Below are 13,157 nucleotides of genomic sequence, written 5' to 3'. Positions count from 1 at the left end.
AGCTCCCACAGAACCCTGTGGGAGCTGGCTTGTCGGATCGCCGCACCGCAGCGATTGCGGTGGAACAGTCTCTACTTGATCAAAGCCCCCAAACCATCGAGCAAACGCTGCAAGGCCCCTTGATTGGCCCGCATCACCGCCACGCCCGCCTCGCCCATCCTCCTTGCATCCCGCGGCAACTCGATCAGCCTTCTCACCTCGGTCGCCAGGCCCTCGGCATCATCGACCTGCTCCAACGCTCCCGCCTCGCGCAACATCGCGCTGATTTCCAGGAAGTTGAACACATGGGGCCCCATGATCACCGGCAAGGCCAGCGCCGCCGGCTCCAGCGGGTTGTGCCCGCCGGTCGGCACCAGGCTGCCGCCGACGAAGGCGATATCGGCCAGGGCATACAGGAACAGCAATTCGCCCATGGTGTCGCCAAGCAGCACCCGGGTCTGCCCGTCCACCGCCGCGCCGGTGGAACGACGCACCGTGGCGAAGTGTTCGGCACACAATTGATGAACCGCGTTGAAACGCTCCGGATGCCGTGGCACCAGGATCAACAGCGCGTCGGCATGGGCGTCCAGCAATTGCTTGTGCGCAGCCAGGATCAGCGCGTCCTCGCCGTCGTGGGTACTGGCGGCAATCCACACGGGACGCTGGGTCGCTCCCCACTGCTCGCGCAGTTCACGGGCGCGCGGCAGCAGGTGCTCGTCGATCTTCAGATCGAACTTGATCGAGCCGGTCACCTGCACCGTCGCCGGACGCGCGCCCAACTGGCGGAAGCGCTCGGCCTCGGCCTCGGTCTGCACGGCGAACAGGCTCATTTCCTCCAGCATCGGCCGGGTCAGCCCGGCAAAACGCGCGTAGCCCCGGGCCGAACGCTCGGATAGCCGGGCGTTGGCCAGGGCTACCGGAATCCCGCGCTTGGCGCATTGGTGGATATGGTTGGGCCACAACTCGGTTTCCATGATGATGCCCAACTGCGGTCGCGCCCTGTCGAGGAAGCGCGCCGCCGCCCAGGGCAGGTCATAGGGCAGGTAGCAGTGCTGGATGCGCGGCTCGCCGGCGAACATCGCGCGGATCCGTTCCGAGCCGGTAGGGGTCATGCAGGTTACCGTGATCGGCAACTGTGGATAACGTTCCAGCAGCCCACGGATCATCGGCGCCGCGGCGATGCTTTCGCCCACCGACACGGCGTGGACCCAGATACCGCCGGGCTTGAGCGGCGGCAGGCCGATGGCGAAACGCTCGCCAATGCGCTGGCGATAAGCCGGCGCCTTGCGCCCACGCAGGAACAGGCGCAGCGCAACCAGCGGCAGGCCCAGGTGAAACAGCAGGGTATAGAGAGTTCTGTTCATGGCGCGGGAGTTTACAAGGAAGCCATCGGCAATGCTTCCATGCTGACTTCGAGGGCCTCATCGCCGGCAACGCCGGCTCCCACAAGGTCTAGCGCCGCTCACATACTGTGGGAGCCGGCGTTGCCGGCGATGAGGCCGTAAACTTCAACCCATTTCCCGCAGATGCACAGCAAACCTTTCCGCCAACCACTGCGCCGCCGGCCCCAGCGGCTCGTCCCGGCGCCAGGCCAGTTCCACCACCAGCGCCGGCGGACGCCATTCGCAATCCAGCTCGACCATCTGTTGTTGATAAGCCGGGTACTGCACTACATGCCTCGGCAACCAGGCCCACCCCAGGCCGCGCTGCAACAGTTCGGCCATCACATAGAAACTGTCCGCGCGCCAGACCAGCGGGCTGGCCGGCTCGCCCCCGGCGTAGCCGCTGTCCCGCGGGTTGACCAGCAACTGCCGGTGCCGCGCCAGATGCTCGCAACTGACCCGTCCCACCGTCGCCAGCGGATGCCCCACGGGACACACCGTGACCATCTCGATGCTGCCCAGCACACGACGCTCCAGCGCATCGGGCACCCGCTCGTGATGGAACATCAAGCCCAGGTCCGCGCGCCGTTCGACCAGTTGCCGCGCCACATCGCCCTGGGCGCTGCTGGCCAGTTGCACTTCCAGCAGCGGGAACTGCAGCGACAACTCGTCCAGGCTCTCGATCACCGGCGGATAGGGCATCGCCTCATCCTGGGCCAGGCGCAGGCGCGGTTCCTGCCCGCGCATCAGCGCCGAGGCCCGGCCTTCAAGGCGCTCGCACTGGCGCAGCAACTCCTTGGCATCCTCCAGCAGCGCCGCTCCCGCTTCGGTCAACTGTGGCTGACGCCCGCTGCTGCGCTCGAACAGGGTCAGCCCGAGGTCGGTCTCGAGCAGTGCGATGGCATTGCTCACCGCCGACTGCGCCCGCCCCGCCGCCCGCGCCACAGCGGAAAACGAACGCCGCTCGGCCACTTCGACGAACAGGCGGACCTGCTCCAGACTCCATTGCGCTTGAATCATGCAACCTATCTCCCCGGCAGATAGGAAATGACTTTACCGCATCTGGCCAGGTTCTAGAATGCGCGAGCCATCAGAGGAGTGCCCAGTCATGAATGCCTACACCTATCTCGCCATCGCCATCTGCGCCGAAGTCATCGCCACCGCTTCGATGAAAGCGGTCAAGGGCCTGAGCACCCCGTTGCCATTGCTGCTGATGGTGTGCGGTTACGGCGTGGCGTTCTGGATGCTGACCCTGGTGGTGCGCAGCATTCCGGTAGGCATCGCCTACGCCATCTGGTCGGGCCTGGGCATCGTTCTGATCAGCATCGTCGCCCTGGTGATATACGGCCAGAAACTGGACCTGCCGGCCGTGCTGGGCATGGGCCTGATCGTCAGCGGCGTGGTGGTGATCCAGCTGTTCTCGAAAACCGCCGGGCATTGATGCCGGAAAAGTGCCCAACAGGCTTATACTTCCCCGCCTGTCCAGCTTGTTGAGGTAACTGCATGTCATCGGTCATTTCCACCGACGTCCTGATCGTCGGCGCGGGGGTTGCGGGTCTTTGGCTCAACGCCCGGCTGCGGCGCCTGGGCTACTCGACAGTGCTGGTGGAGCGCACCAGCGTCGGTGGCGGGCAGACCCTCAAGTCCCAGGGCATCATCCATGGCGGCGCCAAGTACGCCTTGCATGGCGCCCTGACCGGCGCCTCGGAAGCCATCGCCGACATGCCGCGGCGCTGGCGCGAGGCGTTGGCCGGCAATGGTGAGCTGGACCTGTCCGGTGTGCGCCTGCTGTCGGACGCCCATTACCTGTGGTCCCCCGGCACCCTGGCCGGCAACCTCACCAGCTTTTTCGCCAGCAAGGCGGTACGTGGCCGGGTCGATCAGGTCAAGGGCGACCAGTTGCCGCCAGCCCTGCAGGATCGCGGCTTCAAGGGCAAGGTCTATCGCCTGGCGGAACTGGTGGTGGACGTGCCAAGCCTGCTGCAACGCCTTGCGGAACTGGCCGGCGACAGCCTGCTCGCCGGCGAGCGCATCGAGCCCCTGCGCGAAGGCAACGAACTGGTCGGCCTGCGCGTCGATGAGCGGGAAATCCGCGCCAGGCGCATCGTCCTCAGTGCCGGCGCCGGCACTGCCGAACTGCTCGCCGACCTCGGCCTGAGCCAGCCGGCCATGCAGCGCAGGCCGCTGCATATGGTGATTGCCAAGGGGCCGAGCCTTAAGCCGCTGTACGCCCACTGCCTGGGCGGTGGCCCCAAGCCGCGCATTACCGTCACCACCCATCCGGCAGCCGACGGCCAGTGGGTCTGGTACCTCGGCGGCGACCTCGCCGAAGCCGATGGCGTGGCCCGCGAGCCGGAGGCGCAGATCGCCGCAGCAAGGAAGGAAGTCGCCAGCCTGCTGCCGTGGGTGGACCTGAGCCAGGTCCGCTGGGCCACCCTGCGGGTCGATCGGGCCGAGCCGGCGCAATCCGGCCTGGTCCGTCCGGATAACGCCTTCCTCGCCGACCAGCATAATCTGCTGGTCGGCTGGCCGACCAAGCTGGCCCTCGCCCCGGATTTCGCCGACCGCGTGCTGCAGGCCCTCGACCGCGACGGCATCAAGCCAGGCGGCTTCCCCGCCCTGCCCGACCTGCCCAGGCCACCCCTGGCCCTACCTGAATGGGATCGCCTGCTGCCATGACCCTGCCAACGCTGCATGACCTGCATCGCCCGCTGGGCAGTACCGGCCTTTCGGTTTCACCGCTGGGCCTGGGCACCGTCAAGCTGGGTCGCGACCAAGGGGTCAAGTACCCCAACGGTTTCACCATCCCTGACGATGAAAGCGCCCGCATGCTGCTCGCCCAGGCCCGCCACCTGGGCATCAACCTGATCGACACGGCGCCGGCCTACGGTCGCAGTGAAGAGCGTCTCGGCCCCCTGCTGCGCGGCCAGCGCGATCAATGGGTGATCGTCAGCAAGGTGGGTGAAGAGTTCGAGGACGGCCAGTCCCGCTTCGATTTCAGCGCGGACCACACCCGCCGCTCCATCGAGCGCAGCCTGAAACGCCTTGAAACAGACTCCATCGACCTGGTGCTGGTCCACTCCAACGGCGACGACCTGCGCATCCTCGAACAGGAGGAGGTCTACCAGACCCTTGCCCTGCTCAAGCAGGAAGGCAAGATCCGCGGCTTCGGCTTTTCCGGCAAAACCGTGGAAGGCGGGCTGAAAGCCCTGGAGCAGGGCGATTGCGCGATGGTCACCTACAATCTCAACGAACAGGCCGAGCGCCCGGTGCTCGACTATGCCGCGACCCATGGCAAGGCGATCCTGGTGAAGAAGGCCCTGGCCAGCGGGCATGTCTGCCTGAGTCCGGGAGTCGATCCGGTGCGTGCCAGCTTCGAACTGCTGTTTGCCCACCCAGGCGTCGGCAGTGCTATTGTCGGAACCATCAATCCCGTGCACCTGGCCCACAACGTGGCGACCGTCGCCCAGGTGCTGCGCCAGCACTGAGCCGCCGCCGCGGCCGACCCCAACGCAAGAAGGAGCCGACATGCCGCGAACGTTGATCCGCAAGAATCCCAGCAACTTCAAGACCCTGCCGCTGCACGTCGAAGCCGGCGCGGACGGGCTGAGCTACCAGAGCATCGGCCGGCCGCTCAACTTTGCCCAGACCCTGCAACGACGCAAGGCGATCCAGTTGCCGGATCACGAACGCTTCGCCGTCGAACTGGCCAACCTCGGCGTCTCGGTACGCCTGACCCTGTGCTGGCAGCACCGCGACTACTGGGTGCTGGTGCGCCAGCGCCGGCAGGACCGCGGCGATGTGGTGCTCAAGCTGATCTCGGGCTATGTCCCGGCGCAGGAGCTCAACCTGCCGCTGCATACCGCCGTCCAGGAAGTTGCCGAGGAATGCCTGCTGGAAACCCCGGAAGGCTGGCTCGGCGGACGCTTCAACGACACCTGGCTGCCCGCGCCCTACGCCGCCGCCCTGCACTATCGCGAGGCACTGTCGTTCAACCTCTCCCCGCACACCGGCGCGGCGCGGCCGGTACGCTGCGGTAGCCAGCAACTGATCGAACGGCCGCGGGCCTACGTGCATCTGCCGACGGCATCGCTGCAACTGATCTACGACCTGCGCCTGCAGGTACCGAAGGAAGCCAAGTCGCTGAGCCTGTTCCATGTCGACGAGCGCCTGGAGGGCGACCAGCTTGTCGCCCGCCTGGATCGCGCGCGCCCCGACCTGTACCTGATGCCGCTGGAAGACGGCAAGCCATTGCCCGAGTTGTACACCCTGAAAAAGGACAGGCTGGTACCGGCCAGCACCCGCGGTCTTTACCTGGCCGAAAGTTTTGCCCAGCAGGAAGGCTGGGTGGTGAAGGACGAGCGGATTCGCTGGAAGGACTGGCTGCGCCAGCAAGGCCTGGCGCCGACCAGGCCCAGCGGCTTGCAGCGGATTACCGGAAAGGCGAAGGCGTTGTTGCAGATGGCGCGGGGCGGGTTGAGCAAATAGACGACACAGCTCCCACAGGCTCCGCGTAAACCAGAAGGGCCTGCAATGCAGGCCCTTCTTCATTTCAGTTCTTGCGGATCTTCTCGACGATCGCCGTGGTCGAGCTGTTTTCCACCAGGCCCAGCACCTTCACCGTGCCGCCGTAGTCCTTGACGATATCCGCGCCGACCACCTGGTCGATGCCATAGTCACCACCCTTGACCAGCACGTCCGGCTTGACCTGGCTCAGCAGGTTCTCGGGCGTGCCTTCGGCAAAGCTGATCACCCAGTCGACCGCACCCAGCCCCGCCAGCACCGCCATGCGCCGATCGACGCTGTTGATCGGACGCCCCGGCCCTTTCAACCGGCTCACCGACGCGTCGTCGTTGACCGCGACGATCAATCGGTCACCCTGGGCCCGCGCCTGCTCCAGGTAGGTCACGTGACCGGCATGGAGAATGTCGAAGCAGCCATTGGTGAAGACGATCTTCTCGTTGTGCGCACGGGCATCGTCGATGGCCAGCAGCAGTTGCTCCAGGCCCAGCACGCCGCGCTCGGAGCCTTCCTCGCGCTGGATCGCCCGACGCAGCTCCGGCGCGCTGATCGCCGCAGTACCCAGCTTGCCGACCACGATACCGGCAGCCAGGTTGGCCAGGCCCACGGCGTTGGGCAGGTCTTCGCCTGCGGCGATTGCCGCGGCCAGGGTGGAGATCACCGTGTCGCCGGCACCGGTGACATCGAAGACTTCACGGGCCCGGGCCGGCAGGTGCAGGGCCGGATGATCCGGACGCAGCAAGGTCATGCCGTGTTCGCCGCGGGTGACCAGCAAGGCCCCCAGCTCCAGCTCGCGCATCAGCTCGCCACCCTTGGCCACCAGCTCGGCCTCGTCGGCACAGCGACCGACGATGGTTTCGAATTCGCTGAGATTCGGGGTGATCAGGCTGGCGCCACGGTAGATGGAGAAGTCCTTGCCCTTGGGGTCGGCCAGTACCGGGATGCCGCGCTCGCGGGCCGCCTGGATCAGGCTCTGGTGGTTTTTCAGTGCGCCCTTGCCGTAGTCGGACAGCACCAGCACCCTGACCCCTTCCAGCAAGGCCTCGACCTCCGAGCCCAAGGACAGCGGGTCGGTGGCGAAGGGTTCCTCGAAATCGATACGCAGCAGTTGCTGGTGCCGGCTCATGACCCGCAGCTTGACGATGGTCGGTTGGTGGGCGATGCGCTGGAACACCGAACGCACGCCAGCCGCCTGCAGGCTGTTGGCCAGGCTGTCGGCCGCCTCGTCCTGGCCGGTGACGCCAACCAGTGCGGCAGGTGCGCCCAGTGCTGCGATGTTCAAGGCGACGTTGGCCGCGCCGCCGGGACGATCCTCGATCTGCTCGACCTTGACCACCGGCACCGGCGCTTCAGGCGAGATCCTCGAAGTACCGCCATGCCAGTAGCGGTCGAGCATGACATCGCCGACCACCAGAACCGGGGCTTGATCGAAACGCGGCATGGACAACTTCATGGATAACCCATCAGACAGAATGAACAGGGGCGGGATATTAGCACAGGGTTGGCGACAGCTCGCCTGTGCCCGCTGACGGGCACACCGTTAACGCCAAGGCGCCGGGCCGAGAGGGCCCGGCGCACTTGTTTCAGGTGATGTCGACCTTGCCCGGCTCGTCGAGGCCCATGGCATGCAGGCGGGCATAGTAGCCGTTGGCAGCGAGCAGTTGCTCATGGGTACCGCGCTCGACGATCCGGCCCTGGTCCATGACCAGGATCAGGTCGGCCTTCTCGATGGTCGACAGCCGGTGGGCAATGACCAGGGTGGTACGCCCTTCCATGACATGGTCCAGGGCCGCCTGGATATGCCGCTCGGATTCGGTATCCAGGGCCGAGGTCGCCTCGTCGAGGATCAGCAGCGGCGCGTTCTTCAGCAACGCCCGGGCGATCGCCAGGCGCTGGCGCTGGCCACCGGACAGCAGCACGCCGTTCTCCCCGACCTGGGTATCGAAGCCCTGCGGCAACTGATCGACGAAGTCCTTGGCATAGGCCGCAGCTGCCGCCGCCTCGACATCGGCGCGTGGTGCACCGGCCAGATCACCGTAGGCGATGTTGTTGGCCACGGTATCGCTGAACAGGGTCACGTGCTGGGTCACCTGGGCAATGTGCCGGCGCAGGTTGAGCAGACGGTAGTCCTCGACCTCGATGCCGTCGAGCAGGATCTCGCCATGGCTGTGGTGGTAGAAGCGCGGGATCAGGCTGGCCAGGGTCGACTTGCCGCTGCCCGAGCGCCCCACCAGGGCGATCATCTGGCCCGGCTCGGCCGAGAAGCTGATGTCGTCCAGCACCAAGCGATCGGTGCCGGGGTAGGTGAAGCTGAGGTTGCGCACGTCGAGACGACCGCTGACGCTCTCGCGCTCGACGGTGCCCTTGTCCAGCTCCGGCTCGACATCCAGCTGCTCGAAGATGCTTTCCGCGCCGGCGACGCCCTTCTGGATGGTCGAGCTGACTTCCGACAACTGCCGAATGGGCTTGGGCAGCAGGCCGGCCAGGGTGATGTAGGCGACCATGTCACCGGCCGAGGCGTCACCGCGCAGGTACAGCACCAGGAACATCAGGATGGCCATGGCGGTATAGATGACCAGCTGCAGCAATGGGGTGTAGATCGCACCGGTGCGGGTCATGCGCAGTTGCTTGTCGGTATTGCTCTGGCTGGCGTCGAGGAAACGCTTCTGCTCGTAGACCTCGCCACCGAAGCTGCGCACCACGCGATAACCCTGGATGGTTTCCGAGGCCACATGGGTGACATCGCCCATCGCGACCTGGATCTTCTTGCTCTGCTTGCGGAATTTCTTGCTGGCCCGGCTGACCATGAAGGCGATCAGCGGCAGGATGGCGATCATCACCAGGGTCAGCCGCCAATTCATCAGCAACAGCGAGCCGAACAGGAAGATCACGGTCATGCCTTCGCGGATCACCACCTTGATCGCATCGGTGGCAGCACCGGTGACCATGGTCACGTTGAAGGTGATGCGCGAGATCAGGTGTCCGGAGTTGTGCTTGTCGAAATAGCGGTTGGGCAGGGTCAGCAGGTTGTTGAACAACTGGACGCGCAGGTCATGCACCAGGCCCAGGGAAACCTTTGCCAGGAAATAGTTGCCGAGGTAGGAGCCAAGGCCCTGCCAGGCCGCGATCAGGATGATCAGCAGCGGCACCGCCTGCAGCAATTGCAGGTCGCGCAGATAGGGAACACTGGGGAAGAGCACGGCTTCGGGGTTGGACAGGCCATCGACGAAGTACTTGAGGATGTAGCCCAGCATCGGTTGGGTCGAGGCAAAGATCAGGAAGCCGACGATGCTCAGCAGGAACAGCCCGATATAGGGCCGGACGTAGCCAAGCAGGCGAAAGTAGATCTTTATGCTCGAGGGGCTGGCGGAGCCACTGGAATCGGTCATATCACGGAGGGAAGTGGAAATTGGGAGGCCGACTTTAACACAGCTTCATGACAGGGTAATTTGCCCAATGCCCGGCGACCTCCCGAGCTTTCACAGCATATCCCCAGCGGTTGGGTTAGTATGGCCGCTTCACAAATCACCACCAGCCTAGTCTATGCATCCGAGCAGCCTTCATCAGGGCGCCAACCGCCTGTTCGACTTCATTCTTTTATGGCTCCTGCCGATTGGCTACTTCCTGCTGCTCAGTGCCCTGTTCTACCTGCCGGACCGCAGTCTCCACCACAAGCTGTATTACGCCTTGTTCAGCATTCCGACGCTGCTCGCCCTTTGTTTACGGCCAAGCGAGCTCAGAAACCTGCTGCGTGAACCCATCGTCCTCCTGTTCAGCCTGTTCGCTCTATATGCAACCCTCAGCATCACTTGGACCACTTCGGACGAGGCTGCTGGAAGCCTGATCAAACGTCCGTTGCATACGTTCATGCTGTTCGCCGGAACCTGCCTGATGCTGCGTTACCGCTACGAGTTGCTCAAACCCCTGCTGCTCGGTTCCGCAGTACTTGCGCTGCTCGCCTCCATACGAGAGCTCCACGGTTTCGCACTGGTCGTCGGTCCGATGCTGGAAACCCACGACCTCGCCTGGATCTACACTACCGGGGTGCGTCTGGTGGGAACAGGCGCACTGGACAATCCGTTGCTCAGTTCCCATTTGTTCGGATTCTTCTTTACCTACTGGCTGTGCATGTGCATCAACAAGAGCAAGGAGCCGCTGGCCTTGAGTTTCTGCCTGATCGCATTGTTGGTGATGTTCATCGCCATAGCGGCTACTGGTTCACGAACACCGCTGGTAGCACTGGCGCTGGTAGTGTGCTGGGTCACCTTCTTGCATGCATCGCGTCGTTCTCTCGCGATGTTGCTGACATTGTTGGCAGTTGCAGGCATCGGACTCGCCTGTGCCCCGGAGATAATTGTTGCCCGCGGCTCATCCCATCGTTTCGAGATCTGGAGCTTGAGCTGGCAAATGTTCCTCCAGCATCCCTTGATCGGAAGCGGCTACGATGCGCCGATGAGCATCGATGTGGGCCTCGGTTATCCGCTGAGCGAACCGCACAACTTTGCATTGGGCGTCCTTTACAACGTCGGGTTGATTGGTTTCCTGCCGTGGATCGGTATGATCGGCTACGGTCTGTACACCGGTTGGCGCAATCGTCGGCACTGGATATTCGTTCTCGCTTCGGCTCTCCTGGTGTTCGGTATTGGCGCGGGTCTGACCGAGGGTGGCGGAATTCTCTCACGGCCAAAAGAGCACTGGTTCCTGCTGTGGATTCCCCTGGCCCTGATTGCAGCCCTCGATATTGCTCAACGCGCAGGCCGCGTCGCTGCTGTGGAGCCGCAACGGATTTCACCTGAAAACGCCAGGCAATTGATCAAAGACGGAAACGTTATAGAAGAAGACGGCCTGGGCCCCAAGGTGCTGCGCCTGCAAGACGGCAGTTTCCTCAAGCTGTTTCGCCGCAGACGCTGGTACACCTCGGGCAACCTGAATCCCTACTCGCAACGTTTCGCCAATAACAGTCAATGCTTGAGAGCTCTCGGCGTGGCCTCTCCCCTGGTCCTCGACCTGTACATCTTCCAGGACAACAGCCAAGGCGTCCGCTACCAGCCGTTACCGGGACAGACGTTGCGTCATGCTTTTACCAATAGCGCCTCGCCTGCAGCACGAAAAGCCCTGAGCGTCCGCGTCGGGCGGTTCATCGCGCAGCTTCATGAGCTAGGTATATACTTTCGCTCGCTTCACCTCGGTAACGTGCTACTGCTCGAGAATGACGAGTTCGGTCTGATAGACGTAGCCGATATGCGCATATTGCCTTCCTCTTTGTCCTGGAAGATGAGGCAACGCAACTTGCGGCACATGCAACGCTATCCCGAGGATCGCCATTGGCTGTTCGAAGAAAATATCGAATTCCTGCTCGAGGGGTACGCCAACGTCGGCTCCAGCCGCAACGTGCAACTAATCCGCAAGCGCCTTCAGCCAACAGGATAAGAACAATAAAGCCATGATGCCTACTGCGCTTCTCATGACGGTCGCTGCTTATCTGCTGGCATTGGGGACCGCTGCATTTCTGGTCCGTTTTTCCGTTATCGCCTGCAACCTGGAAACCACCAAAGGTCGCGCCACTGCTATCGATGGGCTTCGCGGCTACCTGGCGCTCGGCGTCTTTATTCACCACTCGGCCATTGCCTGGCATTTCCACCAAAGCGGCCAAATAGGCATGCCTCCAGAGCGGGTGTTCGCCCAGATCGGACAGATCGGTGTTGCGCTGTTCTTCATGATCACCGGCTTTTTATTCTGGGACCGACTGCTAAAGCAGGGGCGCGAATTCAATTGGCAAGCGTTTGCGGTGTCCCGTCTGTTCCGTCTTTATCCGTTGTATTTGCCACTGTTGGCTGCAATCTGTGTGACGGTGTTTTATTTGAAGGATTGCAATCTGCTTGAAACACCCGCACAACTGTTCAAGCATCTGTTCCTGTGGCTAATCTTCGATCGCCCGGATATCAATCAGGTCCAAGGCACTGGAACACTCATCTCCAATGTCACCTGGACGCTTACCTACGAAGTGTATTTCTATCTTTCCCTGCCATTGCTGGGCATGGTCTTCATTTATCGTGGCAGTCACCTGAAGACCATCGCATGCCTGCTTGGGTTGTACTTGCTCGCGCAACTGGTGGGTTGGGAGCACTCGTTGAAGAAGAAGTACCTGCTGGCTTTCCTTGGGGGTATTGCGGCTGCCTACTGGGTGCGCAAGCCTGCGCTAATAGCCTGGGGCCGTAGCCGGCTGGCGGCGATCGTCGCTGTAGTGCTGCTGATGGTAGTGTTGACCCTGCTGCGCAAAACCTTCGCGGTGTTCCCGCTGCTGTTGCTCAGCGTGGTGTTCTTCGTGGTCGTTTCCGGCAACGACCTGTTCGGCGCGCTGCGCCTGCCCAGCGCCCGCTGGCTCGGTGAAATCAGCTACAGCACCTACCTGCTGCACGGGTTCCTGCTGTGGTGGCTGGCTTACCACTACTATCCGCAGATGGGCTTTGCCATGGACGAGCCATTGCCCTTCATCGCCCTGATCGCCCTGTGCACGCTTTTACTGGTGCTGGTGAGCAGCGCGACTTTCCTGCTCTTCGAAAAACCGGGCATTGCCAAGGGCAAGACCCTGGCCGCCAGGCTCAGGCGCAAGCGGGAAGCACTGCAGGCCAATCCCGTCGAAAAGGCCTGAGCCGGATCAACGCTGGCGCGCGTATTCGAGGAAGGCCTGGATGTCATCGCTGCAAAGCTTGTCCAGGACTTGGCGAATCTCCGCCTCGGGCCAATCCCACCAGGCAGCCTGTAGCAGCTCGGCACGAACTTCCGGTGCAAAGCGCCAGTTGATCACCTTGGCCGGATTCCCACCGACGATCGCATAGGGCGGCACGTCGCGGGTGACCAAGGCCCCGGCGGCCACGATGGCACCATGGCCGACCGTTACCCCTGAAAGGATGCTGCTGTTGGAACACAGCCAGACATCGTTGCCGATGACCACATCGCCACGAGTGCCGTTGTAATCCTTGATATGCGCCGCTTCATCGAACATCGCAGGAAAGGGATAGGTCGTCACCCAGTCGGCCCGGTGGTGCCCGCCCAGGAAGATCTCCACGCCCTCGGCAATCGAACAGTAGGCGCCGATCCTGAGCGTCGAGCCTTCCTGCCAGTCATGCACCTCGGGCAGCCCGTAGCTGCCGATACCGAACTCGTACTGCGGGTAACGCGCCTTGAAACGCGCCCGGCCGCGCTCGCTGCGGGGCAGCTTGCGGATCTCGCGCTTGGCGCGTTTTTCCAGAAACCGTGCGATCCAGCCCATTG

At 63.3% G+C, this 13,157-nt stretch carries 11 protein-coding genes; 6 read left to right on the top strand and 5 right to left on the bottom strand.

Translation table 11 applies throughout. The features are described 5' to 3' along the window. Window positions 1–71: 71 nt before the first annotated feature. Together waaA and ACKLLE_RS20535 are read right to left on the bottom strand one after the other, a co-directional pair. Window positions 72–1,343 carry a lipid IV(A) 3-deoxy-D-manno-octulosonic acid transferase gene (gene waaA, locus ACKLLE_RS20540; RefSeq protein ID WP_420058913.1) on the bottom strand — a complete coding sequence of 424 codons (1,272 nt, stop codon included), beginning with the start codon at window positions 1,341–1,343 and terminating at the stop codon, window positions 72–74. Window positions 1,344–1,487: 144 nt separating this feature from the next. Next, window positions 1,488–2,378, bottom strand: a complete 891-nt coding sequence (locus ACKLLE_RS20535; protein ID WP_420058934.1) for a LysR family transcriptional regulator — start codon at window positions 2,376–2,378, stop codon at window positions 1,488–1,490. A gap of 91 nt (window positions 2,379–2,469) precedes the next feature. Between ACKLLE_RS20535 and ACKLLE_RS20530 the strand changes: the two genes are divergently transcribed. The 4 genes from ACKLLE_RS20530 (at window position 2,470) to ACKLLE_RS20515 (ending at window position 5,849) form a co-directional block, all read left to right on the top strand. After that, on the top strand, window positions 2,470–2,802 hold the full coding sequence (locus tag ACKLLE_RS20530; RefSeq protein ID WP_009399408.1) for a DMT family transporter: 333 nt from the start codon (window positions 2,470–2,472) through the stop codon (window positions 2,800–2,802). A gap of 62 nt (window positions 2,803–2,864) precedes the next feature. Continuing rightward, entirely contained in the window at window positions 2,865–4,040 is a 1,176-nt protein-coding gene (locus ACKLLE_RS20525; RefSeq protein WP_420058912.1) for an NAD(P)/FAD-dependent oxidoreductase, read from the top strand. Further along, the gene (locus ACKLLE_RS20520; RefSeq protein ID WP_420058911.1) at window positions 4,037–4,849 is read left to right on the top strand and encodes an aldo/keto reductase; all 813 of its coding nucleotides are present in this window, start codon (window positions 4,037–4,039) and stop codon (window positions 4,847–4,849) included. The genes ACKLLE_RS20525 and ACKLLE_RS20520 overlap by 4 nt, the downstream gene beginning before the upstream one ends. Window positions 4,850–4,889: 40 nt before the next feature. Further along, complete coding sequence (locus ACKLLE_RS20515) at window positions 4,890–5,849, top strand: metal ABC transporter ATPase (protein ID WP_420058910.1); 960 nt, start codon at window positions 4,890–4,892, stop codon at window positions 5,847–5,849. 64 nt (window positions 5,850–5,913) lie between these two features. Here the strand turns inward: ACKLLE_RS20515 and hldE are convergent, their stop codons facing one another. Together hldE and msbA are read right to left on the bottom strand one after the other, a co-directional pair. Further along, entirely contained in the window at window positions 5,914–7,335 is a 1,422-nt protein-coding gene (gene hldE / locus ACKLLE_RS20510) for a bifunctional D-glycero-beta-D-manno-heptose-7-phosphate kinase/D-glycero-beta-D-manno-heptose 1-phosphate adenylyltransferase HldE (protein ID WP_420058909.1), read from the bottom strand. A 130-nt stretch (window positions 7,336–7,465) separates the two neighbouring features. Beyond that, on the bottom strand, window positions 7,466–9,271 hold the full coding sequence (gene msbA / locus ACKLLE_RS20505) for a lipid A export permease/ATP-binding protein MsbA (protein WP_009399397.1): 1,806 nt from the start codon (window positions 9,269–9,271) through the stop codon (window positions 7,466–7,468). Between the two features lie 154 nt (window positions 9,272–9,425). Here msbA and ACKLLE_RS20500 point away from each other — a divergent pair, with 154 nt between their 5' ends. Together ACKLLE_RS20500 and ACKLLE_RS20495 are read left to right on the top strand one after the other, a co-directional pair. Further along, entirely contained in the window at window positions 9,426–11,312 is a 1,887-nt protein-coding gene (locus tag ACKLLE_RS20500; protein WP_420058908.1) for an O-antigen ligase family protein, read from the top strand. A 13-nt stretch (window positions 11,313–11,325) separates the two neighbouring features. Further along, the gene (locus ACKLLE_RS20495) at window positions 11,326–12,534 is read left to right on the top strand and encodes an acyltransferase family protein (RefSeq protein ID WP_420058907.1); all 1,209 of its coding nucleotides are present in this window, start codon (window positions 11,326–11,328) and stop codon (window positions 12,532–12,534) included. Between the two features lie 6 nt (window positions 12,535–12,540). Here the strand turns inward: ACKLLE_RS20495 and ACKLLE_RS20490 are convergent, their stop codons facing one another. Beyond that, a complete protein-coding gene (locus ACKLLE_RS20490; protein ID WP_420058906.1) occupies window positions 12,541–13,155 on the bottom strand; it encodes a CatB-related O-acetyltransferase in 615 nt (204 codons plus the stop codon). Window positions 13,156–13,157: the final 2 nt, after the last annotated feature.

The sequence above is a fragment of the Pseudomonas bharatica genome, from assembly GCF_048586865.1.
GTDB classification, from domain to species: domain Bacteria; phylum Pseudomonadota; class Gammaproteobacteria; order Pseudomonadales; family Pseudomonadaceae; genus Aquipseudomonas; species Aquipseudomonas bharatica.
The sequence above is the reverse complement of the archived record's forward strand: the minus strand, read 5'-3'. Positions and strand labels throughout refer to the sequence as shown.